At 71.7% G+C, this 23,609-nt stretch carries 19 protein-coding genes; 14 read left to right on the top strand and 5 right to left on the bottom strand.

Annotation, left to right across the window (positions count from 1 at the left end; all coding sequences use genetic code 11):
• The first annotated feature begins 97 nt into the window (after window positions 1-97).
• The 8 genes from OG625_RS40720 to OG625_RS40685 all read left to right on the top strand — a co-directional run bounded on the left by OG625_RS40720 (window position 98) and on the right by OG625_RS40685 (window position 10,854).
• The gene (locus OG625_RS40720; protein ID WP_329391769.1) at window positions 98-1,096 is read left to right on the top strand and encodes a carbohydrate kinase family protein; all 999 of its coding nucleotides are present in this window, start codon (window positions 98-100) and stop codon (window positions 1,094-1,096) included.
• Complete coding sequence (metH, locus tag OG625_RS40715) at window positions 1,093-4,545, top strand: methionine synthase (RefSeq protein WP_329391766.1); 3,453 nt, start codon at window positions 1,093-1,095, stop codon at window positions 4,543-4,545. The genes OG625_RS40720 and metH overlap by 4 nt, the downstream gene beginning before the upstream one ends.
• Before the next feature lie 26 nt (window positions 4,546-4,571).
• A complete protein-coding gene (gene metF / locus OG625_RS40710) occupies window positions 4,572-5,543 on the top strand; it encodes a methylenetetrahydrofolate reductase [NAD(P)H] (protein ID WP_329391764.1) in 972 nt (323 codons plus the stop codon).
• Window positions 5,544-5,581: 38 nt separating this feature from the next.
• Window positions 5,582-7,021 (top strand): adenosylhomocysteinase, encoded by a 1,440-nt coding sequence (gene ahcY, locus OG625_RS40705; protein WP_329391762.1) that lies wholly within the window; start codon window positions 5,582-5,584, stop codon window positions 7,019-7,021.
• A gap of 128 nt (window positions 7,022-7,149) precedes the next feature.
• On the top strand, window positions 7,150-8,724 hold the full coding sequence (locus tag OG625_RS40700) for an acyl-CoA carboxylase subunit beta (RefSeq protein ID WP_329391760.1): 1,575 nt from the start codon (window positions 7,150-7,152) through the stop codon (window positions 8,722-8,724).
• A gap of 17 nt (window positions 8,725-8,741) precedes the next feature.
• Complete coding sequence (locus tag OG625_RS40695) at window positions 8,742-8,948, top strand: acyl-CoA carboxylase subunit epsilon (protein WP_329391758.1); 207 nt, start codon at window positions 8,742-8,744, stop codon at window positions 8,946-8,948.
• Window positions 8,945-9,862 carry an MBL fold metallo-hydrolase gene (locus OG625_RS40690; protein ID WP_329391756.1) on the top strand — a complete coding sequence of 306 codons (918 nt, stop codon included), beginning with the start codon at window positions 8,945-8,947 and terminating at the stop codon, window positions 9,860-9,862. The genes OG625_RS40695 and OG625_RS40690 overlap by 4 nt, the downstream gene beginning before the upstream one ends.
• A gap of 89 nt (window positions 9,863-9,951) precedes the next feature.
• Window positions 9,952-10,854, top strand: a complete 903-nt coding sequence (locus tag OG625_RS40685; protein ID WP_329391754.1) for a DMT family transporter — start codon at window positions 9,952-9,954, stop codon at window positions 10,852-10,854.
• 27 nt (window positions 10,855-10,881) lie between these two features.
• On the opposite strand, the gene OG625_RS40680 is transcribed toward OG625_RS40685, so the two are convergent.
• The gene (locus OG625_RS40680) at window positions 10,882-11,358 is read right to left on the bottom strand and encodes a phospholipase (protein ID WP_329391752.1); all 477 of its coding nucleotides are present in this window, start codon (window positions 11,356-11,358) and stop codon (window positions 10,882-10,884) included.
• A 302-nt stretch (window positions 11,359-11,660) separates the two neighbouring features.
• Between OG625_RS40680 and OG625_RS40675 the strand changes: the two genes are divergently transcribed.
• Window positions 11,661-13,571, top strand: coding sequence for an AfsR/SARP family transcriptional regulator (locus OG625_RS40675; RefSeq protein WP_329391750.1), 1,911 nt, complete (start codon window positions 11,661-11,663; stop codon window positions 13,569-13,571).
• A gap of 53 nt (window positions 13,572-13,624) precedes the next feature.
• Here OG625_RS40675 and OG625_RS40670 read toward each other — a convergent pair whose 3' ends face one another.
• Complete coding sequence (locus tag OG625_RS40670; protein WP_329391748.1) at window positions 13,625-14,602, bottom strand: ScbA/BarX family gamma-butyrolactone biosynthesis protein; 978 nt, start codon at window positions 14,600-14,602, stop codon at window positions 13,625-13,627.
• Window positions 14,603-14,720: 118 nt separating this feature from the next.
• On the opposite strand from OG625_RS40670, the gene OG625_RS40665 reads away from it, so the two are divergent.
• The 5 genes from OG625_RS40665 to OG625_RS40645 all read left to right on the top strand — a co-directional run bounded on the left by OG625_RS40665 (window position 14,721) and on the right by OG625_RS40645 (window position 19,354).
• Window positions 14,721-15,347 (top strand): ScbR family autoregulator-binding transcription factor, encoded by a 627-nt coding sequence (locus OG625_RS40665; RefSeq protein WP_329391746.1) that lies wholly within the window; start codon window positions 14,721-14,723, stop codon window positions 15,345-15,347.
• Entirely contained in the window at window positions 15,344-16,264 is a 921-nt protein-coding gene (locus OG625_RS40660) for an NAD(P)H-binding protein (protein ID WP_329391744.1), read from the top strand. The genes OG625_RS40665 and OG625_RS40660 overlap by 4 nt, the downstream gene beginning before the upstream one ends.
• A 47-nt stretch (window positions 16,265-16,311) precedes the next feature.
• Window positions 16,312-17,082, top strand: coding sequence for an SDR family NAD(P)-dependent oxidoreductase (locus OG625_RS40655; protein ID WP_329391741.1), 771 nt, complete (start codon window positions 16,312-16,314; stop codon window positions 17,080-17,082).
• Between the two features lie 251 nt (window positions 17,083-17,333).
• Window positions 17,334-17,657 (top strand): hypothetical protein, encoded by a 324-nt coding sequence (locus OG625_RS40650; RefSeq protein ID WP_329391739.1) that lies wholly within the window; start codon window positions 17,334-17,336, stop codon window positions 17,655-17,657.
• An 83-nt stretch (window positions 17,658-17,740) separates the two neighbouring features.
• Window positions 17,741-19,354 carry a serine/threonine-protein kinase gene (locus OG625_RS40645; protein ID WP_329391735.1) on the top strand — a complete coding sequence of 538 codons (1,614 nt, stop codon included), beginning with the start codon at window positions 17,741-17,743 and terminating at the stop codon, window positions 19,352-19,354.
• 54 nt (window positions 19,355-19,408) lie between these two features.
• Here OG625_RS40645 and OG625_RS40640 read toward each other — a convergent pair whose 3' ends face one another.
• From OG625_RS40640 to OG625_RS40630, 3 genes are read right to left on the bottom strand one after another with little or no spacing between them, the layout of a single operon-like run.
• A complete protein-coding gene (locus OG625_RS40640) occupies window positions 19,409-20,071 on the bottom strand; it encodes a response regulator transcription factor (protein ID WP_329391734.1) in 663 nt (220 codons plus the stop codon).
• Window positions 20,071-21,249 (bottom strand): sensor histidine kinase, encoded by a 1,179-nt coding sequence (locus tag OG625_RS40635; protein WP_329391732.1) that lies wholly within the window; start codon window positions 21,247-21,249, stop codon window positions 20,071-20,073. Before OG625_RS40635 ends, OG625_RS40640 begins: the two co-directional genes overlap by 1 nt.
• Window positions 21,250-21,253: 4 nt before the next feature.
• Complete coding sequence (locus OG625_RS40630; protein WP_329391730.1) at window positions 21,254-23,467, bottom strand: MMPL family transporter; 2,214 nt, start codon at window positions 23,465-23,467, stop codon at window positions 21,254-21,256.
• Window positions 23,468-23,609 lie beyond the last annotated feature (142 nt).

The following is a 23,609-nucleotide window of genomic DNA, read 5'->3' as shown; positions in this document are numbered from 1 at the left end:
GCTTCCTCCCCCCACACCCCGCTCCACCCCTGCCCCGCCCGCCCCCGCCCCACCCCGCCGACAGCGAGAGCCCGGCCCAAACCGCCCAGGAGACCACGTGCGTATTGCGGTGACAGGATCCATCGCCACGGATCACCTCATGGCCTTTCCGGGCCGGTTCGTCGACCAGCTCCTCCCCGACCAGCTGGAACACGTCTCGCTGTCCTTCCTCGTCGACTCCCTGGAGGTCCGGCGGGGCGGGGTGGCGGCCAACATCGCCTACGGCCTCGGCGTGCTGGGCCTCGACCCGCTGCTCGTCGGGGCGGTCGGCCCCGACTTCGGCGAGTACGAGGTCTGGCTCAAGGAACACGGTGTGGACACCGGCGGAGTGCACGTCTCCGCCGGACACCAGACCGCCCGCTTCATGTGCATGACCGACCAGGACTCCAACCAGATCGCCTCCTTCTACGCGGGCGCGATGGCGGAGGCCGCCGAGATCGACCTGAGCAGGCTCCTCGCCACCGGCGGCCCCCTGGATCTGGTCCTCGTATCGCCCAACGACCCGGCCGCGATGGTCCGCCATACGGAGGAGTGCCGCGCACTCGGCATTCCCTTCGCAGCCGATCCCTCCCAGCAACTGGCCCGGCTCTCCGGGGACGAGGTGCGCAGCCTCGTCGACGGAGCCCGCTGGCTGTTCACGAACGAGTACGAGTCCGCGCTGCTGCGCGAGCGCACCGGGTGGAGCGTCGAGGACGTGCTCGCCCGGGTCGACACCTGGGTGACCACCCTCGGATCGAAGGGCGTGCGCATCGAACGCCAGGGCGCCCCGACCCTGGTCGTGGAAGCCGTCCCGGACGTACCCGCCGAGGACCCGACCGGCGTCGGCGACGCGTTCCGCTCCGGTTTCCTCGCCGCGGTCAGCAAGGGCCTCCCGCTGGAGGCTGCGGCCCAACTCGGCTCCGCCATGGCCGCACTGGTCCTGCGGGCCGTCGGCTCCCAGTCGTACGAAGCCGACCCCGCCGAGCTGCTGCGCACCGTGCGGACGGTGTACGGGGCGGACGCCGGGCAGCGGCTGGAAGCCGTACTGGGCTCGGGCACGCGGGGAGGCAGCTCGTGAACCGGGCCGATGCCCTGCGCGAGGCGCTCGCCACCCGTGTGGTCGTCGCCGACGGGGCCATGGGGACGATGCTCCAGGCGCAGGACCCCTCGATGGAGGACTTCCAGCAGCTGGAGGGCTGCAACGAGGTCCTGAACGTGACGCGCCCCGACATCGTGCGGACGGTCCACGAGGCCTACTTCTCGGTGGGCGTGGACTGCGTGGAGACGAACACCTTCGGTACGAACTACGCGGCGCTCGCCGAGTACGACATCGCCGACCGCAACTTCGAGCTGTCCGAGGCCGGCGCGCGCATCGCGCGTGAGGTCGCCGACGAGTTCACCGCCTCCACCGGTCAGCAGCGCTGGGTACTCGGCTCGATGGGGCCGGGGACGAAGCTGCCGACGCTGGGCCACATCACGTACGACAAGATCCGCGACGCCTACCAGACCAACGCGGAGGGCCTCCTCGCGGGCGGCGCCGACGCGCTGCTCGTCGAGACCACGCAGGACCTCCTCCAGACGAAGTCCTCGATCATCGGCGCCCGGCGGGCCATGGACGCACTGGGTGTGTCCGTCCCGCTGATCTGCTCGGTGACGGTGGAGACGACCGGCACGATGCTGCTGGGGTCGGAGATCGGTGCGGCGCTGACGGCGCTGGAGCCGCTCGGCATCGACATGATCGGTCTGAACTGCGCGACCGGCCCGGCCGAGATGAGCGAGCACCTGCGCTACCTCGCCCGCAACGCCCGCATCCCGATCTCCTGCATGCCCAACGCCGGCCTGCCGGTGCTCACGAAGGACGGCGCGCACTATCCGCTGTCCGCGTCCGAGATGGCCGACGCCCAGGAGAACTTCGTCCGCGAGTACGGGCTCTCGCTCGTCGGCGGCTGCTGCGGTACGACGCCGGAGCACCTGCGGCAGGTCGTGGAGCGGGTGCGGGGTGCGGCGATCACCGCGCGGACCCCGCAGCCGGAGCCGGGTGCGGCTTCGCTGTATCAGACGGTGCCGTTCCGGCAGGACACGTCCTACATGGCGATCGGTGAGCGGACGAACGCGAACGGGTCGAAGAAGTTCCGCGAGGCCATGCTGGAGGCCCGCTGGGACGACTGCGTCGAGATGGTGCGCGACCAGATCCGTGAGGGCGCGCACATGCTCGACCTGTGCGTGGACTACGTGGGCCGCGACGGTGTCGCCGACATGCAGGAGCTGGCCGCCCGTTTCGCGACCGCCTCCACGCTGCCGATCGTTCTGGACTCCACCGAGGTTCCCGTCATCCAGGCCGGCCTGGAGAAGCTGGGCGGCCGCGCGGTCATCAACTCCGTCAACTACGAGGACGGCGACGGCCCCGAATCCCGGTTCGCGAAAGTCACCCAGCTGGCGCAGGAGCACGGCGCCGCGCTGATCGCGCTGACCATCGACGAGCAGGGCCAGGCCCGCACCGTCGAGCACAAGGTCGCCATCGCCGAGCGGCTCATCACCGACCTCACCACCAACTGGGGCATCCGCGAGTCGGACATCCTCATCGACACCCTGACCTTCACGATCTGCACGGGTCAGGAGGAGTCCCGCAAGGACGGCATCGCGACGATCGAGTCGATCCGTGAGCTCAAGCGCCGCCACCCGGACGTCCAGACCACCCTCGGCCTGTCGAACATCTCCTTCGGCCTGAACCCGGCCGCCCGCGTCCTGCTGAACTCCGTCTTCCTCGACGAGTGCGTGAAGGCCGGTCTGGATTCGGCGATCGTCCACGCGTCGAAGATCCTGCCGATCGCCCGCTTCGACGACGAGCAGGTCAACACCGCCCTCGACCTGATCTACGACCGCCGCGCCGAGGGCTACGACCCCCTGCAGAAGCTGATGGCGCTCTTCGAGGGCGTTAACACCAAGTCCCTGAAGGCCGGCCGCGCCGAGGAACTCGCCGCCCTGCCCCTGGACGAGCGCCTCCAGCGCCGCATCATCGACGGCGAGAAGAACGGCCTCGAAGCCGACCTCGACGAAGCGCTCCAGACCCGCCCCGCACTCGCCATCGTCAACGACACCCTCCTGGAGGGCATGAAGGTCGTCGGCGAGCTCTTCGGCTCCGGCCAGATGCAGCTCCCCTTCGTCCTCCAGTCCGCCGAGGTCATGAAGACCGCCGTCGCCTACCTCGAACCGCACATGGAGAAGACCGACGCCGACGGCAAGGGCACGATCGTCCTGGCCACCGTCCGCGGCGATGTCCACGACATCGGCAAGAACCTCGTCGACATCATCCTGACCAACAACGGCTACAACGTCGTCAACATCGGCATCAAGCAGCCGGTCTCCGCGATCCTGGAAGCCGCGCAGGAGCACAGGGCCGACGTCATCGGCATGTCGGGCCTCCTGGTGAAGTCGACCGTGATCATGAAGGAGAACCTCCAGGAGCTCAACCAGCGCAAGCTGGCGGCCGACTACCCGGTCATCCTCGGCGGCGCCGCCCTCACCCGCGCCTACGTCGAACAGGACCTCCACGAGATCTACGAAGGCGAAGTCCGCTACGCCCGCGACGCCTTCGAAGGCCTGCGCCTCATGGACGCGCTCATGGGCGTCAAGCGCGGAGTGCCCGGCGTCGAGCTTCCGCCCCTGAAACAGCGCCGCGTCGCCAAACGGGACACGCCCGCCCTGCAGGTGGCGGAGCCCGACCCCGGTGGCCGTTCCGACGTGGTCGTCGACAACCCCGTCCCCGCCCCGCCGTTCTGGGGGACCCGCGTGGTCAAGGGCATCCAGCTGAAGGAGTACGCCTCCTGGCTGGACGAAAGCGCCCTGTTCAAGGGCCAGTGGGGCCTGAAGGACGCCGACACCATCGAGACGGACGGACGGCCCCGGCTGCGCGGCTGGCTCGACCGTCTGCACACCGACGGACTGCTCGAAGCGGCCGTCGTACACGGGTACTTCCCCTGCGTGTCCAAGGGCGAGGACCTGATCATCCTCGACGAGAACGGCTCCGAGCGGACCCGCTTCACCTTCCCCCGCCAGCGCCGCGGCCGCCGCCTGTGCCTCGCCGACTTCTTCCGCTCCGAGGAGTCGGGGGAGACCGACGTCGTCGGCCTCCAGGTCGTCACCGTCGGCAGCCGCATAGGCGAGGAGACGGCCCGCCTCTTCGCCGCCGACGCCTACCGCGAGTACATGGAACTGCACGGCCTCTCCGTCCAGCTCGCCGAGGCCCTGGCCGAGTACTGGCACGCCCGCGTCCGCTCCGAACTGGGCATCGCCGGCTCCGATCCGGCGTCCATGGCCGGCATGCTCCGCACCGAGTACCAGGGCTGCCGCTACTCCCTCGGCTACCCCGCCTGCCCCGACCTGGAGGACCGCGCGAAGATCGCCGACCTGCTCGGGCCCGAGCGGATCGGGGTGCACCTGTCGGAGGAGTTCCAGCTCCACCCCGAGCAGTCCACCGACGCCATCGTCATCCACCACCCCGAAGCCTCGTACTTCAACGCGCGCTGACCCCACGGAACGGAAAGGAACGAGCCATGACAACAGTCCTCACCGAGCACCCGGCGCTCTCGCCCCCCGCGTCCGCGTCAGTGCCCACGCCCGCGCCCGCAGCACCCGCAGCCGTGCCCGCGGCCCGGCCCGACGTACGAGAGCTGCTGGCCAGCGGCCGGCGCTCGTTCTCGTTCGAGTTCTTCCCGCCGAAGACCGAGGCGGGCGAGCGCACGCTCTGGAAGGCGATCCGGCGCATCGAGGCCCTGGCGCCCTCCTTCGTCTCCGTCACGTACGGAGCCGGAGGCTCCTCCCGCGACCGCACGGTCGAGGTCACCAAGCGGATCGCCACCGAGACCACGCTGCGCCCGGTGGCCCACCTGACGGCGGTCGGGCACTCGGTCGCCGAACTGCGGCACATCATCGGCCAGTACGCGGACGCCGGCATCCGCGACGTCCTCGCCCTGCGCGGTGACCCGCCGGGCGACCCGAAAGGGGTGTGGACCCCGCACCCGCAGGGCTTCACGCACGCGCACGAACTCGTCAGCCTGATCCGCAGGCTGGGCGACTTCACCGTCGGCGTCGCCGCGTTCCCCGAGCGCCACCCGCGCTCCCCGGGCTGGACCGAGGACATCCGGCACTTCGCCGACAAGTGCAAGGCGGGCGCCGACTACGCGATCACGCAGATGTTCTTCCAGGTGGAGGACTACCTGCGGCTGCGCGACCGGCTGGCCGCCGTCGGCTGTCTCACCCCGGTGATCCCCGAGATCATGCCCGCCACGGACGCCCGGCAGATCAGCCGCTTCTCCGAGCTGAGCGACGCCCACTTCCCCGAACACCTCGCCCGCCGCCTGGAGGCGGCACGCGACGACCCGGCCGCCGGCCACGCCATCGGAGTGGAGTACGCGACCGCCATGGCCGAGCGGCTGCTGGCCGAGGGCGCCCCCGGCCTGCACTACATCACCCTCAACCGCTCCACGGCGACCCGAGAGATCCACCAGAACCTGAACGTCAACTGACGCTGCACGCCGACGCCGCCCACACTCCGGAGTAGTCCATGCCCAGCCAGTCCACCGCCACCGCCGCCACCGGCACCGCCGAATTCACCGACTTCAAGGTCGCAGACCTTTCCCTCGCCGCCTTCGGCCGCAAGGAGATCACCCTGGCCGAGCACGAGATGCCCGGTCTGATGTCGATCCGTCGGGAGTACGCGGCGGCCCAGCCGCTGGCCGGCGCCCGGATCACCGGCTCCCTGCACATGACCGTGCAGACGGCCGTCCTGATCGAGACCCTCGTCGCCCTCGGCGCCGACGTCCGCTGGGTGTCGTGCAACATCTACTCGACGCAGGACCACGCGGCCGCGGCCATCGCGGCGGCCGGCATCCCCGTCTTCGCCTGGAAGGGCGAGACGCTGGAGGAGTACTGGTGGTGCACCGAGCAGGCGCTGACCTGGCCCGGTCACACCGGCCCGAACATGATCCTCGACGACGGCGGTGACGCCACCCTCCTCGTCCACAAGGGCGTCGAGTTCGCCAAGGCCGGCTCCGTCCCGGACCTGTCCACCGCGGACAACGAGGAGTACGCGCTCGTCCTCGGCCTGCTGCAGAAGAGCACCATCGACTGGGTCACCCTCGCCGCCGACATCCGTGGCGTGACGGAGGAGACCACCACCGGTGTCCACCGCCTGTACGAGATGCACCGCGAGGGCGCGCTGCTCTTCCCCGCGATCAACGTGAACGACGCCGTCACCAAGTCGAAGTTCGACAACAAGTACGGCTGCCGCCACTCCCTGATCGACGGCATCAACCGCGCCACCGACGTCCTCATCGGCGGCAAGACGGCCGTGGTCTTCGGCTACGGCGACGTCGGCAAGGGCAGCGCCGAGTCCCTGCGCGGCCAGGGCGCCCGCGTCATCGTCACCGAGATCGACCCGATCTGCGCCCTCCAGGCGGCCATGGACGGCTACCAGGTGGCCACCCTCGAAGACGTCGTCGAGACGGCCGACATCTTCATCACGACCACCGGCAACAAGGACATCATCATGGCCTCGGACATGGCCAAGATGAAGCACCAGGCGATCGTGGGCAACATCGGCCACTTCGACAACGAGATTGACATGGCCGGCCTCGCCAAGATCGAGGGCATCGTCAAGGACGAGGTCAAGCCGCAGGTCCACACCTGGAAGTTCCCCGACGGCAAGGTCCTCATCGTCCTCTCCGAGGGCCGTCTGCTGAACCTGGGCAACGCGACCGGTCACCCGTCCTTCGTGATGTCGAACTCCTTCGCGGACCAGACCCTGGCCCAGATCGAGCTCTTCACCAAGCAGGAGGAGTACCCGACCGACGTCTACGTGCTCCCGAAGCACCTCGACGAGAAGGTCGCCCGCCTCCACCTCGACGCCCTCGGCGTCCGCCTCACCACCCTCCGCCCCGAGCAGGCCGCCTACATCGGCGTCGACGTGGCGGGCCCGTACAAGCCGGACCACTACCGCTACTGAACCCGTGACCGATCAACCCTGCTGATCAGCGCCCGCCCCGCCCTGCCCCGCTCCGCCCCCGTCGGTGCCGGGCGGGGCGGGCGGGTCTGGCAGCCCAGCAGACCTCCCCACCGCTCCGGAGGATTCCCGTGACCATCAGCGACGTCGCCCCACCCCCCATCCAGGACCGTGCCGCGGAACTGGCCGAGATCAAGGCCCTGGCCATCGCCGGGCCCGACCCCAAGGCCACCGAACGGCAGCACGCCAAGGGCAAGCTGACGGCGCGGGAGCGCATCGAGGCGCTCCTCGACGAAGGCTCGTTCCACGAGATCGAGGCCCTGCGCCGGCACCGGGCCACCGGATTCGGCCTGGAGCACAAGAAGCCCTACACCGACGGGGTCGTCACCGGCTGGGGGACCGTCCACGGGAGGACGGTCTTCGTGTACGCGCACGACTTCCGCATCTTCGGCGGCGCCCTCGGCGAGGCCCACGCGCAGAAGATCCACAAGGTGATGGACCTCGCGGTGTCCGCCGGCGCCCCCCTGGTCAGCCTCAACGACGGCGCGGGAGCCCGGATCCAGGAGGGCGTCACCGCCCTCGCCGGCTACGGCGGCATCTTCCAGCGCAATACCAGGGCCTCGGGCGTCATCCCGCAGATCTCGGTCATGCTGGGCCCGTGCGCCGGCGGAGCCGCGTACTCCCCGGCCCTCACGGACTTCGTGTTCATGGTCCGCGAGACCTCGCAGATGTTCATCACCGGCCCGGACGTGGTGCGCGCGGTGACCGGCGAGGAGATCACCCAGAACGGCCTCGGCGGCGCCGACATCCACGCGGCCGTCTCCGGCGTCGCGGCCTTCGCCTACGACGACGAGGAGGGCTGCCTGGAGGACGTACGGTTCCTGCTGTCGCTGCTGCCCTCCAACAACCGCGAGACCCCGCCGCGCGAGGAGACCGACGACCCCGCCGACCGGCGGACCGACGCGCTCCTCGGCCTCGTCCCGGCCAACCCGAACCAGGCCTACGACATCCGCAAGGTCATCGAGGAGATAGCCGACGACGGCGAGTACTTCGAGGTCCAGCCGGCCTGGGCGCAGAACGTCGTGTGCGCGCTGACCCGCTTCGACGGCCACGTCACCGGCATCGTCGCCAACCAGCCCTCCGCGATGGCCGGCGTCCTCGACATCCACGCCAGTGAAAAGGCCGCCCGCTTCGTGCAGTTCTGCGACGCCTTCAGCATCCCGCTGGTCACCCTCGTCGACGTCCCCGGCTTCCTGCCCGGCGTCGACCAGGAGCACAACGGCATCATCCGGCACGGCGCCAAGCTGCTGTACGCGTACTGCAACGCCACCGTCCCCCGGATCCAGCTGATCCTGCGCAAGGCCTACGGCGGCGCGTACATCGTCATGGACTCGCGCTCCATCGGCGCCGACGTCTCCCTGGCCTGGCCCGGCAACGAGATCGCGGTGATGGGCGCCGAGGGCGCCGCCAACGTCATCTTCCGCCGGGAGATCGCGGCGGCCGAGGACCCGGACGCCGAACGGGCGCAGAAGATCAAGGAGTACCAGACCGAGCTGATGCACCCGTACTACGCGGCCGAGCGCGGCCTCGTGGACGACGTCATCGACCCGGCCGAGACCCGGTCCGCGCTCATCAGCGCCCTCGCCATGCTGCGCACGAAGTACGCGGACATCCCGTCCCGCAAACACGGCAACCCGCCGGTGTGAGAGGAGGCAGCAGACAGATGACCACCCCATGGAAGATCACCGGCGGACAGCCCTCCGCGGAGGAGACCGCCGCCCTCACCGCCGTCCTGACGGCCCTGCTGGCGCGGCGCACCACCGCCGCGCCGGCGCCGGCGCAGGCCGCGGGGGGCCGGGCGGCCGACAGTGGTTGGCACCGTGCCCACCACAATCCGCACGCCATCGCGGGGACGTGGCGCGGACGGTGACGGGACGGCCCACGCACGCCGAGGTCATCGAAGTGGCCGACGGCGTCCACGCGTACGTGCAGCCCGACGGCGGCTGGTGCCTGAACAACGCGGGCATCCTCACCGACGGGGACCGCAGCGTGCTCGTCGACACCGCCGCCACCGAGGCACGCGCCCGGCAACTGCGCCGGGCCGCCCTGCGGCTGGCACCACGGCCCCCGCACGCCGTGGTCAACACCCACTTCCACGGAGACCACACCTACGGCAACTCCCTCTTCCCCGAGGCCCTCACCATCGGCCACGAGAAGACCCGCACCCTGGTGGGCGCCGCCGGGACGCACATGGCCGGGCTGTGGCCGGACGTCTGCTGGGGCGACATCGAGATCACCCCGCCCGAACTGACCTTCCGGGACCGCATGACGCTCCACGTGGGCGACGCCGTCCGCGCCGAGCTCGTCCACATCGGCCCGGCCGCGCACTCCGTCGACGACACGGTGGTCTGGCTGCCCGAACAGGGCGTGCTGTTCACGGGCGACCTCGCGATGAACGGGGTCACGCCCTTCTGCGTCATGGGCTCCGTCGCGGGCTCCCTACGGGCCCTGGACCGGCTCCGAGCCCTGGGCGCGACCACGATCGTCCCCGGCCACGGCCCGGTCGGCGGCCCGGAGATCCTCGACGCCAACGAGGCGTACCTGCGCTGGGTCCAGGGCCTGGCCAAGGAGGGCGCCGCGGCCGCGGTGCCCCCCGTGGAACTGGCCCGCGCCACCGACCTCGGCCCGTACGCCGCACTGCTGGACCCGGAGCGCCTGGTCCCCAACCTGCACCGCGGGTACGCGGAGGAACAGGGGCTGCCCGAGGGCGCCCCGCTCGACATCGGGGCCCTGTTCGAGGAGATGGCCGGCTACCACGGGCGCCGGCCGGAGTGCCTGGCCTGAGCGGGTACGGGGCGGGTACGGGGGCGGGGGCGTCCGGAGCCCGGGAAACCGCTTAGGCAGGCGGCGGCCGCATGAGTACGTTGACCCGTATGGATCAAGCAGCCGACGGCCCCAGAACCGATCATCGTGCCCTCGCGGCGGCGGGCGTCACCGTCGTCCTCTGGGCTTCCGCGTTCGTCTCCATCCGGGCCGCGGCGCCCCACTACCACCCGGGAGCGCTGGCTCTGGGACGGCTGCTGACGGCATCGGTCGCCCTCGCGGTCGTGCTGCTCGTCAAGCGGGTCCCGCTGCCGCCGCGCCAGGCCTGGCCCGGCATCCTCGTCTCGGGAGTGCTGTGGTTCGGCCTCTACATGGTGGCGCTGAACTGGGGCGAGCAGGGCGTGGACGCCGGCACCGCGGCGATGATCGTGAACATCGGCCCGATCGTGATCGCCCTGCTCGGAGGATGGCTGCTGCGCGAAGGGTTCCCGCCGATGCTGCTGGCGGGGATGGGCGTCTCCTTCGCCGGCGCGGTCGTGGTGGGCCTGTCCACCTCCGACGGCGGCGCCTCCTCGCTCACCGGCGTGCTGCTCTGCCTGCTCGCCGCGTTCACCTACGGGGCCGGGGTGGTCGCGCAGAAGCCCGCGCTGCAGTACGCGAGCCCGATCCAGGTCACCACGTACGGCTGCTTCATCGGCACCGCGCTCACCCTGCCGTTCGCCGGGCAGCTGGTCTCCCAACTGCCCGAGGCCCCGCTGACGGCCACCCTCAACATGATCTACCTCGGCCTCTTCCCGACCGCGCTCGCCTTCACCACCTGGACGTACGCCCTCTCCAGGACCACCGCCGGGAAGATGGGCGCGACCACCTACGCGGTGCCCGCCGTCGTGGTGCTCATCGCGTGGATCGCCCTCGACGAGATCCCCGCCTGGCTGACCTTGCTCGGCGGCGCGATCTGCCTGACCGGTGTGGCGGTCTCCCGCAGGCGCCCCGCCCGCGTCACAGCGGCCTGACGGGGCGCCGGCTCAGGACCCGCACGGTCAGGCCACGGCGCCGCTGTCGACGGCCGCGGTGTTCCCGAAGGCCTTCACGGCCTGGTAGTACGTCCAGGCGGTGGAGTCGCAGGAGGTCTTCGTCAGACCCGAGTAGCGGGCGCACACGCGCTTGAGGTCGGCGTAGAAGGCGTCGTCGAGCCGCGACTTGTTCGCGCTGAACGAGCCGGCCGCCTTGTAGTTGCGGTAGCCGAAGTCGTGACGGGCACAGGACGTCTGGAAGGGGAAGCCGAACGGGTTGTCCGGGGAGGACGAGCAGTAGTCGGTCGACCAGTCGAACCCGTACGCCGACCAGGCCCCCTGGTTGCCGCGGGCCGCCACCCAGGCGTTGTAGCTGGTCACACTGGTCTGCGTCCAGCTGCTCAGGACCTGCGGCTTGTCGGCCGGCGCGGCGGACGCCGGGGCGGCGAACGCGAGGAGGGCGGCGGCGGAAGCGGCGATCACGGTGGCGAGTCGACGGCGCATCAGAGTTCTCCAAGGACAGGGGCGCCGGGGATGTCCCGGCGCCGGGCTGGCTCAGACTGGGAGGGCGGAATATCACGGAGCCCCGGCGCACCTATACGGAACCTCTTTGTGCCGGACGCCCCCGGTTCCCGAACTCGCCGCGCTGCTCCGGTAGTACGGCCGTGTCAACCCGATGCCACCCCAGGCTCCTCAACGCGGGCCCCCACTCCCGGGACGGGGAAAGCGATCCGACAGCGGTGCGACAGAGCCGTCGGCGAAGGTGGTAGAGGGAGCCTCAATCCGCCCGCCGTCGAGAGGAAACCATGGACCTCCAGCTGCTCGGCCCGGTCGAGGCCACCCGCGAGGGTGCGCGGATCGCGCTCGCGGGGACGAAGATGCACACCGTGCTGGCCGCCCTGCTGCTCGCCCGGGGACGCGTGGTGCCCGACACCCGGCTCAGCCTGCTGCTGTGGGGCGGCGAGCCGCCCGCCACGATGAGCGCGCAGCTCCACACGTACGTCTCCCGGCTGCGCAAGCTCCTGGAACCCGAGGTCACCCTGGAGCGGCGCTCGCCCGGCTATGTCATCAGGACCGGCGACAGCCGCCTGGACATCGTGGAATTCGAGCGCCTCGACCGGCTCGGCAGACAGGCCCTCCAAGAGCGCCGGTACGACGAAGCGGGCACCCTGCTGCGGGACGCGCTGGAGCTGTGGCAGGGCCCGATGCTGGTCAACGTCACCGAACACCTCGCGCAGGAAGAGGTCCCGCAGTGGGAGGAGGGGCGCGCCGCCACGCTGGAGAACAGGATCGAGGCCGACCTCGCCCTCGGCCGCCACCAGGAGATCGTCGCCGAACTGACCAGGCTGGTCGCCGAGTTCCCGCTCCGCGAGCGGATGCGCGCCCAGCTGATGACCGCCCTCTACCGGTGCGGCCGCCAGGCCGACGCGTTCCACGTCTTCCACGAGGGCCGCTCGGTGCTCGCCGAGGAGCTGGGCGTGGAACCGGGCAACGCCCTGAAGGCCGCCCACGCGGCCCTGCTGCGCGCCACGCTGGACCTCGCACCGCCCGGGGCCGAGCCCGGATCCGCCGCGGCGCGCAGTGGCCGGCCCGCGGGGACTGCCCCCGCTGCCGCACCACCCATATCCGCCCCCGCATCCATATCCGCCCCTGCGCCTGCCCCGGCCGCTGCCCCCGCGCCGCCCTTCATGCTGCCGCCCGACACCGTCGCCTTCACCGGCCGCGGCCGCGAACTGGCCGCGCTGCGCCGCCTGCTCACCGCCGCGGAACCGCGGCGCTGCCTGATCACCGGCATGGCGGGCATAGGAAAGACCGCCCTCGCCGTGCACGCCGCACACGCCGCCCGGGCGGACTTCCCCGACGGGCAGCTCCACGCCGACCTGGCCGGTCCGGACGGCGCCCCCAAGGATCCGCGTGCCGTACTGGTCCGGTTCCTGCGCGCCCTCGGGCAGGAGCCGCCCGAGTCCGCCGTGCACGACCTGGAGGAACTGGTACGGCTCTACCGCACCCGTACGGCGGGCCGCCGGATCCTGGTCCTGCTGGACAACGCCGCCGACAGCGCCGGGCTCACCCCGCTCCTGCCGGCCGGACCGCACTGCGCGACGCTGGTCACCGGGCACGTCCACCTCGCCGCGGCGACCGGCCCGCACACGCTCGCCCTCGGCCCGATGAACCGCGAGGAATCCCTCGACCTGCTCACCAAGGCGGTCGGCACGGCCCGCACCACCGCCGAACCGGTCGCCGCGGAGGGCCTCGTGGATGTCTGCGCCGGTCTGCCGCTCGCGCTGCGCATCGCCGGAGCGCGCCTCGCCTCCCGCCCGCACTGGTCCGTGGCACGGCTGGCCCAGCGGCTGGTGGACGAGCGCACCCGGCTGGACGAACTCTCCTTCGGCGAACTGGACGCGGCCGGAGCACTGGCAGGCTGGCTACGGCGCACCGACACCGAGACCCGCGAGCTGCTCGCCCGGCTCTCGGTGCTCGGAGGCCGTCCGTTCTCCACGGCCTCCGCCGCCACGGTCCTCGGCCTCCCCCTGCGGCGGGCCGAGGACCTGGTGGAGAGCCTCGCCGACGGCTCGTTCCTGGAGCCGGTCCGCTCCCCGGGCAGGCTGGGGGCCATGGCGGGCGACAGCTTCCGCTTCCACCCCTTGGTGCTGCTCCACGTCCAGTCGCTCCCCGTGGAACGCCCCGTCAGGAGCGTGGCGCAGGTCGCCTCGTGAGTTTCGCGCGCGGCCGATGAGGTCCACGCGGCCGGCCGGCCATCGTGCACCGGCTACGCGGCCGACAGTTCGTGGACCTGCGCCTCCAGGGTCACGACGCAGGAGAAGGCGACCGCCCCCGCCTGCAGCGCGACGACCTCTACGCGGGGCCGTCCCCGCTCGTCGGGCAGCGTCGGCTCCGCCACGATCCGGCACGGGGCGTCGAACTCCACGTACTGGAAGAACGTCGAATCGCACCTCGCCGGAATCGCGCGGGTCAGGGAGGTGCGGGCCAGCGCCGCCTGACGGGCGGCCTCCAGCAGCAGCATCCCCGGTACGTGGTCCACGACGTGGTCGAAGAGGACCGGGTGCGAGGTGTCGGTGCGCAGCAGCCACCGGGCACGGGGGCCGCCGTCCGAGACACCGTCCGGGTCGGCGTCGGACAGCACCACGTCCCTCCGCCGCTCGCGCGCCACGGCGGCCGGCGGTATCGCGGGAGCGGCGGGCCCGGCCGCGGCCATGGCGGCCACGGGGTCCGCGCGGCCGGAGCGCAGGCGCTTGTAGACGGCGGGCGGATTGCTGGTGAAGCTCAGGCGCGCGGTGCCGATCTCGACCCCGTCCGACAGCGCCACGAGGTCCATGGTGACCGCGGCCATACGGGCGCTGCGCCGGACGATGTCCGAGCAGGCGAGGCGGAGTTCGACCACCGCCGGGCCGCGGTCGGCCCGCATCGCCGACGGGTCGACCGCGTAGCTGAACTCCTCCCAGATCAGCTGGTGCCCGAGGGGAACCTCGTACGCGGCGTGCGAGATCAGCAGGGAGCTCTGCCGGACGGTCTCCGCGAACAGCATCGGATCGAAGGTGCCGCAGCGCGACTCGTAGAACCTGTGCGAAGCGGGCCAGTGCGCGGTGACGGTGAAGGCATCGGGCCCGCAGCGGTACCAGCCCGTCAGGAGCACCTCCGCCGCTTCCCTCTTGTGCACCAGCAGCTGGAGCGGCTCCGCCGACGCCGCCGGGTTGGAACGGGCGGGCGCGGGCTGGATCTCGATCATTGGTTCACTTCCGGGTACGGCAGGCAAGCTGTGTCGTGTTCCGGCCGCTGGCGGTGGGGGAGCCGGAGATCGTAACATAACGTGTGTTCTTTTTGCTTGTCGAGGAAGTCGAGGCGCGATGCAGGAGCCGAAGCAGGAACGCTCGGTCAGGACGCGGCAACAGATCCTCCGCGCGGCGGCCGGACTGCTCGAAGAGCACGGCTACCGGGGCACCCCCATGCGGGCGGTGGCGCAGCGGGCCGGTGTGACGCTCGGAGCCGTCTACTTCCACTTCCCGGACAAGGAAGCGCTGGCCCGCGCCGTCATGAACGGGCAGCCCGACACGGTCATGCCGTACCTGGACTCGGCGGGCCTGCAGCGACTGGTCGACATCACCCTGGTGTGGTCCTGGCGCCTCCAGATCGACCTGCTGCTGCGCGCCGGTGTCCAACTGGGCGTGGAACAAGCCGCGTTCGGAGGGCGGGACGCGACCTCGTTCCGCGACTGGGCGAGGATCCTGCAGGACTGCCTGGAGCAGGCGGCGGCCGACGGCGAGCTCCGCGACGGGATCGTCCCCTCCGAAGTGGCCGAGTTCATCGTCGGCACCTGTACCGGTACCCAACTGCACTCGCAGCTGCTGACCGGCCGGGCGGACCTCACCGACCGTGTGATCAGGATGTGGCGGCTGCTGCTCCCGGGCCTGGCTCCCGAGGCCGTCGTGGCCACCATCGACCTCGACCCGCAGCGCGCGAAGAGAGAAGCGTGAACGCGACCCACACCCGGACCCCCGGCCCGGGGCCCGGCGGCGGCGAGGGCCGCAAGCGCATCGTGGTGGCGGGCGCGACCGGCGCCGTCGGAAGCCGGGCGGTCCGCCTGCTCGCCTCCGGCCACGAGGTCTCCGCGCTGACGAGGGACCCCGACCGGGCGGCCCGGGCGGGACTGCCCGGGCGGATCGTCGGCGTCGACAACGACGACCGCCCGGGGCTGGTCCGGGCCTGCGCGGGAGCGGACGCCCTCTTCCTCATCACGAGCGATCCGATGCGGCTGTCCCACGACGAGAACCTCCTCGCGGCGGCGCGCACCGCCGGCGTGCGCCACGTGGTCAAACTGTCCGCACTCGCCGTCACCGACCCGCTGGCCACCGACGGCATGACACGACGCCAGCGGGAGTGCGAGGAACTGGTGCGCTCCGCGGGCATGGACTGGACCCTGCTGCGGCCGCGCTCGTTCATGTCCAACGCGCTCGGCTGGGCCCCGGGCATCCTGCGCGACGGGGTGGTGCGGGCGCCGTACGGATCCTCGCGCAACGCCTGCGTCGATTCGCTGGACGTGGCCGCCGCGGCGGCGACGGTCCTGGCCGCTCCCGGTCACCACGGGCGCGCCTACGCCCTCACCGGGCCCGAGGCGGTGTCCGTGCGGGAGCAGACCGAGCAGCTGGCGTCCGTACTGGACCGGCCCCTGCGGTTCGTGGAGCTGACCCTCGACGAGGCCCGGGCGGGATGGGGCAGGCGCTACCCCGAGCCGGTCGTGCAGGCCCTGGCCGAGAGCGCCGCCCGGCAGGAGGCCGGCGCCAAGCTGGGGGTCACGGACGAGGTGGAGCGACTGACCTCGCGGCCGGCGCGCACGTTCGGGCAGTGGGCCCGGAGCCATGCGGCGGAGTTCCGACGGCCGGTCAAACCGTGAGAAGGATCACCTAGTTGGGCAAGACCGGTCAGGGTTGAATAAAAGCCATGCGAAACGAAGGCCTACTGCAGGGCAAGGCTGTCATGATCACCGGCGCGTCGAGCGGCATCGGCGCTGCCGCGGCGCGGCTCTTCGCCGAAGAGGGCGCGGACGTCGTCCTGATGGCGCGCAGGGAAGAGCACCTGACCGCGCTGGCGAAGGAGATCGTCGAGGCGGGAGGGCGGGCGCTCGCAGCGGTCGGCGACGTCACCGACCCCCGGGACGTCGAGCGCGTCGTCGCCACCACGGTGCAGACGTACGGACGCCTGGACGGGGCGTTCAACAACGCCGGCTGGGGAACGGCCGGTACGCCGCTGCACGAGACCGAGGACGACATCTTCGACCGGGTGGTCGACGTGAACGTGCGCGGGGTGTGGAACTGCATGAAGCACCAGCTGCGCGCCATGCTCGACAGCGGTTCGGGCGGCTCCATAGTGAACACGGCCAGCGTGGCCGGCCTGCTGTCCACCGGAGCCACCGCCCCCTACATCGCGGCCAAGCACGCGGTGATCGGGTTGACGAAGGCCGCTGCCGACGAATACGGCGAGAAGGGGATCCGGGTCAACTCGCTGGTGGTCGGGAGCACCCTCACCGAACTCATGCAGCAAGTGCTGGAGGAGATCCCGGCGTTGCACGAGCCGTTCGTCGGCCGTTCCGCGCAGAAGCGCATGGCCGATCCCACGGAGATCGCCCAGGCCGCGGCCTGGCTGCTCAGCGACCGGGCCTCCTTCGTTACGGGCGCCGCCATGCCGGTGGACGGCGGGTGGACCGCGAAGTAGTCCGAGGCGCCCGCCGTCCCCCGCGCTCAGCGAGGGACCGCCGCCGGTGACCCGGCCCCGGCCCCGTGGCCGGGGCCGGCCGGCGTGGGGGTAGTCGGTGTAGCCGGCCTCACCGCCCACGCGCATCAGCTGCGTTGAACGTGTTCAGAAAATCTGACAGCATGGCGTCCGGAAGGGCCTGCCCGACCGGGGGACGGGGATCCGTCTGCCTCCGGCGCGAGTTGGCCATGAGATCCGGAGGTCGGTACGACATGATCATCGCCTTGTTCGTCTTCTTGTTCGTGTTGCTCCTGGGCCTGGTGGTGACCGTCGGGCTGGGCCTGCTCGTCGGGTACGCCTTCGTCGCGGTGAGCGGCAAGCTGTCGCTCGCGGCGAGGATTCCGTTGCTGGTGGCCCTGGCGGTGGGTACGGCGACGCTGTGGCTGAGCCTGGGAGAACCCGCCAACGTCCTGCTGGCGCTGGCCATGTTGGTGTCGTTCGTCGCGACCCTCGCCTCGGGAGCCGTGTTCCTCGGGCGCGAAGCCGGAAAGCGGCGCGCACTGCGCCACCCCGCCCCGGTGTGGCAGAGCTGGTAGCCGCCCGCCCCCCGTTTCCCCCCGCCGCTTAGGGTGACGTCGATCAACCCATCGGTTGATCAGGGAAAACGGGGGGAAAGCCGATGACCAGCGCGACCGAGGTGTTCCAGCCCCTGCAGGCGGACGATCCGCCGAGCGTGGCCGGCTACCGCCTCGCGGCCCGGCTCGGCGCGGGAGGCATGGGCCGGGTCTACCTGTCGCACACCCAGGGCGGCCGCCCGGTCGCCATCAAGGTCGTACGTCCCGAACTGGCCGAGGACCCCGAGTTCCGGCGGCGGTTCCGCCGGGAAGTGGAGGCGGCCAGACGCGTCCGGGGCGCGTACACCGCCGAGTTGATCGACGCCGAGGCGGACGGGACACCGCCCTGGCTGGCCACCCTCTACGTACCCGGCCCCTCGTTGTCCGAGGCCGTCGCCCGGCGCGGCCCCCTCCCGGTGCCCGCGGTGCTGTGGCTGGTGGCGGGAGTGGCCGAGGCCCTGCAGGTCATCCACGACGCGGGCATCGTCCACCGGGACCTGAAGCCGTCGAACGTGCTCCTGGCCGCCGACGGGCCCCGGGTCATCGACTTCGGCATCTCGCTGGCATCCGGCACCACCGCGGCCACCGCCACCGGCAGCGCCATCGGCACACCCCAGTACATGGCCCCCGAACAGGCGGAGGCGGGCGAGGTCACGACGGCCACCGATGTCTTCGCCCTGGGCCAGACCGGGGCGTTCGCGGCACTGGGCGAGCCGCTCTACGGAAGCGGCCCCTCGGTCAGCGTCCTGTTCCGCATCGTGCACTCCGCCCCGGACCTGTCCCGGCTGCCGGAGGAACTCCGCCCGCTGATCGCCCGGTGCCTGGCCGCCGACCCGCAGGAGAGGGCCACCCCCGCGGAGATCGTGGCGTGGTGCCGGCGCCATCTGCCGGGCGACGCCGACGACGGCCCGGCCGTCTGGCGGGAGGTCGCCGGCCCGGAGGTGTCGGTCCCGGCCCCGGTCCCGAACCCGACCGCGCTGAACACCTTCCCGCTGGTCTGGGCCCCGCCGCAGCAGCCGCAGCCGCAGCAGCGGCGCCCCCGCGGTCGCCGCACCGCGCTCATCGCCGCCGCGGCCGTGACGGCCGGAGCCCTGCTGGTGACGGGCGTCGTCTGGGCGGTGAAGGGCGCGGCCGACCTGCGCGACGGGCAGGCCTCCAAGTCCACGCAGGGCACCCCGTCCGCGTCCGTGTCCGCGTCGGCCTCCGGCTCCGGGTCCGCGTCGGCCGGTTCCGCGGCCGCCGGCTCGACACCGCAGTCCTCCGCCCCCGCATCGGCCTCGCCCCAGCCCCCGAAGCCGCCGACTCCCGTCCCCTACCCCGGGTTGAACCTGGAGGAGTACAACTCGATCGGCATCCAGGAACCGGTGCTGCGCGCGACCCGCACGGGGGACGTCCGCCTGAAGTGCGACAAACTCAGCTGCGAACTGGAGAGCGACTCCAGCTTGATCACCATGCTGCGCAGCAAACCGGGCGCCACCCTCGACACGTGCGTGAAGGCCCTCCAGCACGCCGACGCGAAGAGCGCCCCGTTGTCCCTGGCGGCGCAGGGCAGCGAGTTCTGCGTCAAACACCCGTCGGGGGACATCGGGTTGATCGTGCTCCAGATCAAGCAGGCCGCCCCGCTGGACACCGGGCGCAAGTGGCTGACGGTCGACCTGACGGTCTGGCGCGCGGCCTGACCCCGCGTCTCCCCGCAGCCGAGGGCCTCTGGGCCCTCCGGCCCCGCGGCACGGTCAGCCGCGTTCGGGCCGTACCAGGAGGCCCCGTTCCAACGCGATGACCACCGCGTGGGTGCGGTCGCTGACGTCCAGCTTGGCGAAGACCCGCAGCAGGTGCGTCTTGACCGTGGCCTCCGCGATGACCAGGCGCTTGCCGATGTCCGCGTTGGACAGCCCGTCGGCCACCGCGCTCAGCACGTCCAGCTCGCGTGCGGTCAGCACCACCGGGTCGGGCTGCCGCATCCGGGCCACCAGCCGCTCCGCCACCCGCGGGGCCAGTACCGTCTCGCCGCGGGCCGCCGAGCGGATCGCGCCCACGAGCTGTTCGCGGGTGGTGTCCTTCAGCAGGTAGCCGATGGCGCCGGCCTCGACGGCCCGCTCGATCTCCACGTCCGTGTCGTACGTGGTCAGGATGAGCACCCGCGTCGCGGCCGGGCCGGCGACGATCTCGGCGGTGGCCGCGACGCCGTCCATCACCGGCATCCGCAGGTCGATCAGGGCCACGTCGGGGCGCAGCGACGCGACGAGCTCCACGGCCTCCCGCCCGTTGTCGGCCTCGCCGACGATGGCGATGCAGGGCTCGGGGGAGAGCAGGGCGACGACCCCGGCGCGCATCACCGTGTGGTCGTCCACCACGATGACCCGGATCCTGTCGGCGTCTTCGGGCGTCGTCTTCATCAGGGCTGTCCGTTCGTGTGGATCGTGGCGAGGATGCGGGTGCCGTCCCCGAGCGAGCTGGTCACCGTGAGGTCGCCGTCCAGCTCGGCGAGCCGCTTGCGCATGCCGTCGAGGCCGAAGCCCCGCGAGTCCTCGACGACGAAGCCGCGCCCGTCGTCGGTGATCTCCAGCTCGATGGCGTGCGGGTGCTGGGTGAGGACCACGCCGACGGTGGTGGCGGCCGCGTGCTTGCGTACGTTCGCGAGGGACTCCTGCGTGCAGCGCAGCAGCGCGATCCGGGTCTGCTGGTCGCACGCGACGTCCGGCGGCAGCTCCGCCTCGACGGTCAGACCGGTGTCCTGGGTGAACCGGTCCAGCGTCCGGCGCAGGGTCACCGCGACCGACCCGGGGGCCAGGCCGCTCTGCGGGGCGGAACCCACCAGCACCCGGGCCTCGGCGAAGTTCTCGCGGGCGGTCTGCTCGATGGAGACCAGCTGCTGCCCCGTGCGCTCCGGGTCCGAGGTGACGGTCGAACGGGCCGCCTCCGCCAGCACGATGATCGAGGCGAAGCCCTGCGCGAGCGTGTCGTGGATCTCCCGCGCCATCCGCTCCCGTTCGTCCGCCGCGCCCTGCTGCCGGTGCGCCTCCGCGAGCCGGGCCTGCGCGCTCTCCAGCTCCGCGCCCAGCATCCCGGCGCGGGCGTCGCCGTCCGCGACGAGGCGGTGTATCAGCAGGCCCGTCAGGACCGAGGCGGCGTACCCGATGAAGATGAAGACGACGTTCCCGGTGAGGGACTCGTCGCCGCGCAGGGTGCTGCCGACGACGGTGGCCGCGGCCGCCGCCCCGCTGAGGACGATCGAGGCACGCACCCCGGTGGCGAAGAGCCAGAACTGCGGGAGGGAGACGATGAACAGGGCCGCCCCGCCACCCGGAAGGCCCCCCATGGCCCCCAGACCGAGGGCGAGGAGGGCCAGGTAGGCCTGGGGCCGCAGAACGGGATTGTCCGGAAACCGCCGTACGGCCGTGTAGCAGGAGGCGAGGACCGCCAGCAGGGCCAGGGCCCCCCACTTGGGTGCTCCCGAGTCGTTCTCCACCCCGATGACCGAGGGGATCAGACCGAGGAGCACCCATGCCGCCGTGTACCAGCCGTGGAACTTGTCGACGGTCAACCGGTCGGAGGACTTCGGCCGTTCGCTCATGTGATCAGCCTACGGTCGCGGGCTGACGTTCCGTTGACGCCTTCGCCCGGACCTGGCGCATACCGCGCGACGGCCACCAGTTCCACTCGCCCAGCAGCAGCATCAGCGAGGGCAGGATCAGGATGCGGATCACGAAGGCGTCCAGCAGGACGGCCGCGGCGAGGGCGAAGCCGATCTGCTTCATCTCGATCAGGTGCAGGGCCGCGAAGCTGGCGAAGACGGTGACCATGACCACGGCGGCGCTGGTGACCACTCCGGCGGAGCTGCCGATGCCGTCGAGGACCGCCTGGCGGGTCGGGGTGCCGTTCATGGCGGCCTCCCGGATCCGGCTGATCACGAAGACCTGGTAGTCCATCGAGAGCCCGAAGAGGATCACGAAGAGGAAGAGCGGCACCCGGGCCCCGATGGAGCCGGTCGACTCGAAGGCGAGGATCCCCTCGGCCCATTCGTTCTGGAAGACGAGCACCAGCAGGCCGAGCGAGGCGAAGGCGGAGAGCAGGTTGAGGACGATGCCGATCAGGCCGAGGACGAGGGAGCGGAAGGCCCACACGGTCATCGCGAAGGTGACGAGCAGCAGCGCTCCGATGATCAGCGGGAGCTTCTGCTTCTGGTGCGCCGGGTAGTCGGCGTTGCGGGCCACGTCGCCGGTGACGGCGGTCTCGGTGCCGGTCAGCGTGCCGACGGTGGCGGGGATCAGCTCCGTGCGCAGTTTCCGCAGGGAGGTGTGGGCCTCGACGCTGCCGACGGGGTGGGCGACCGCCATCTCCAGCATGGTGATCCGGCCGTCGGGAGAGGTACGCAGGAACGGCCGGCCGCTGATCGCGGGGTCCTCGGCGGTGGCGCGGTCGGCGAGCCCGGTGAGGGCGGCGGCGACTTCCTCGCGGCGGTCGGCGTCCGTCTTCACGAGCACCTGGTGCATGGAGTTGAGCTCGGGGTAGGCGGCCATCGCCCGGTCGTAGGTCTGCATGGCGCCGATGGCCCGCGAGTGGGTGTCGCGGCCCATCTCGGTGAGGTTCAGGTTCAGTACGGGCAGGGCGAGGGCGACCATCGCGAGGGTGGCGACGGCCAGCGTGGCGACGGGGTGCTTGGTGGTGGGCCGCAGCACGGCGGCGGTGATCCGGCCCGTGCCGGTCTTCGGCTGCTTGACGCGCAGGGTGCGGCCCTTGGCGGCGGCGCGGGCCTCCTTGCGGGCCCGGCGGCGGTCGGCGCGCTCGCCGAGCTTGGCCAGCAGGGCGGGGAGCACGGTCAGCGAGCTGAGGACGGCGACCAGGGTGACGACGATGGCGCCCGTCGCGATGGAGGAGAAGATCACGTCGTCGGCGAGGAACAGGGTGGCGCTGGAGACGGCCACGGCCAGCCCCGATACGACGACCGCGCGGCCCGAGGTGGCGGCGGCCAGTTCGACCACGGCCTGCGGGGTGAGCCGGCCGCCGGCCTTGGCCCGCTCCTCGCGCTCCCGCTTGAGGTAGAAGAGGGTGTAGTCCACGCCGACGGCCAGGCCGATCAGCAGGATCACGTTGGTGCCGACGCCCGCGTCGGGGAAGACGTGCGAGGCGAGCATCGACAGGCCGACGGCGGCGATGATCGAGGAGAGCGCCAGCAGCAGCGGGACGAGGGCCATCGCGATCGAGCTGAAGACGACCAGCAGGGTGATCAGGGTGACGGGGAGGGCGATGACCTCCGTACGGGCCAGGTCGTCGTCGCGGAGCCCGTCGACGCCCTTGCTGATCGAGGGCGAGCCGACCTCCTCCACCCACAGCCCGGGGTAGGCCTCCTGGACGGCCGCGGTCTGCGCGAGGAGCACGTCCACGTGCTTCTTGGCGTCGAACTCGGCGCCCTTCATGGTGACGTCCACCCGCAGCGCCGACCCGTCGGCGGCCGGCACCGGGGCGCCGACCGAGGCGACCTCGGGGAGCAGTGCCATCCGGGCACTCACGTCCCGGGCGGCGGCCTCGGCCAGGGCCTTGTCGAAGGAACCGGCCCCGGGCCTGGCGTGGATCAGCACCCGCTCCACGGGCCGCTGCTGGAGCCCGCCCTCGGCGGCGATCGCCTCGGCGCGGCCGGCCTCGCCGATGCGGAAGTCCTCGCTGGTGGCCGGGTTCGCACCGATCGCGATGCCCGCCCCTAGGCAGAGGACGACGAAGAGGAGCCAGCCGGTGATCGCGCGCCACGGATTGCGGGCGCTCCATCGGGCCATCCGTACGGTGGGGTTCGTCATGACATACATGCTGGTCGCAGCAGGGGTCCCGGCGACAGGCTCGACCGGTTGAACCTCGTGTCCACCGACCGGTGGACCCCCGGGCTAGTACCCAAGCGGAAGCCCCCGGGGCGAGCGTGAGGCTCGCCCCGGGGGCTGGGTG

It is taken from the genome of Streptomyces sp. NBC_01351 (assembly GCF_036237315.1).
GTDB lineage: Bacteria > Actinomycetota > Actinomycetes > Streptomycetales > Streptomycetaceae > Streptomyces.
This window is presented reverse-complemented; position numbering and strand designations above follow the sequence as displayed.

Bases quoted from the DNA above. Each gene is read 5' to 3' on its own strand.
- OG625_RS40630 (WP_329391730.1), bottom strand. From the start codon at position 23,467: ATGACGAACCCCACCGTACGGATGGCCCGATGGAGCGCCCGCAATCCG.
- OG625_RS40675 (WP_329391750.1), top strand. From the start codon at position 11,661: ATGGACCTCCAGCTGCTCGGCCCGGTCGAGGCCACCCGCGAGGGTGCG.
- OG625_RS40665 (WP_329391746.1), top strand. From the start codon at position 14,721: ATGCAGGAGCCGAAGCAGGAACGCTCGGTCAGGACGCGGCAACAGATC.
- OG625_RS40655 (WP_329391741.1), top strand. From the start codon at position 16,312: ATGCGAAACGAAGGCCTACTGCAGGGCAAGGCTGTCATGATCACCGGC.
- OG625_RS40685 (WP_329391754.1), top strand. From the start codon at position 9,952: ATGGATCAAGCAGCCGACGGCCCCAGAACCGATCATCGTGCCCTCGCG.
- OG625_RS40635 (WP_329391732.1), bottom strand. From the start codon at position 21,249: ATGAGCGAACGGCCGAAGTCCTCCGACCGGTTGACCGTCGACAAGTTC.
- OG625_RS40640 (WP_329391734.1), bottom strand. From the start codon at position 20,071: ATGAAGACGACGCCCGAAGACGCCGACAGGATCCGGGTCATCGTGGTG.
- OG625_RS40670 (WP_329391748.1), bottom strand. From the start codon at position 14,602: ATGATCGAGATCCAGCCCGCGCCCGCCCGTTCCAACCCGGCGGCGTCG.
- OG625_RS40695 (WP_329391758.1), top strand. From the start codon at position 8,742: ATGACCACCCCATGGAAGATCACCGGCGGACAGCCCTCCGCGGAGGAG.
- OG625_RS40650 (WP_329391739.1), top strand. From the start codon at position 17,334: ATGATCATCGCCTTGTTCGTCTTCTTGTTCGTGTTGCTCCTGGGCCTG.
- OG625_RS40680 (WP_329391752.1), bottom strand. From the start codon at position 11,358: ATGCGCCGTCGACTCGCCACCGTGATCGCCGCTTCCGCCGCCGCCCTC.
- OG625_RS40645 (WP_329391735.1), top strand. From the start codon at position 17,741: ATGACCAGCGCGACCGAGGTGTTCCAGCCCCTGCAGGCGGACGATCCG.
- metF (WP_329391764.1), top strand. From the start codon at position 4,572: ATGACAACAGTCCTCACCGAGCACCCGGCGCTCTCGCCCCCCGCGTCC.
- ahcY (WP_329391762.1), top strand. From the start codon at position 5,582: ATGCCCAGCCAGTCCACCGCCACCGCCGCCACCGGCACCGCCGAATTC.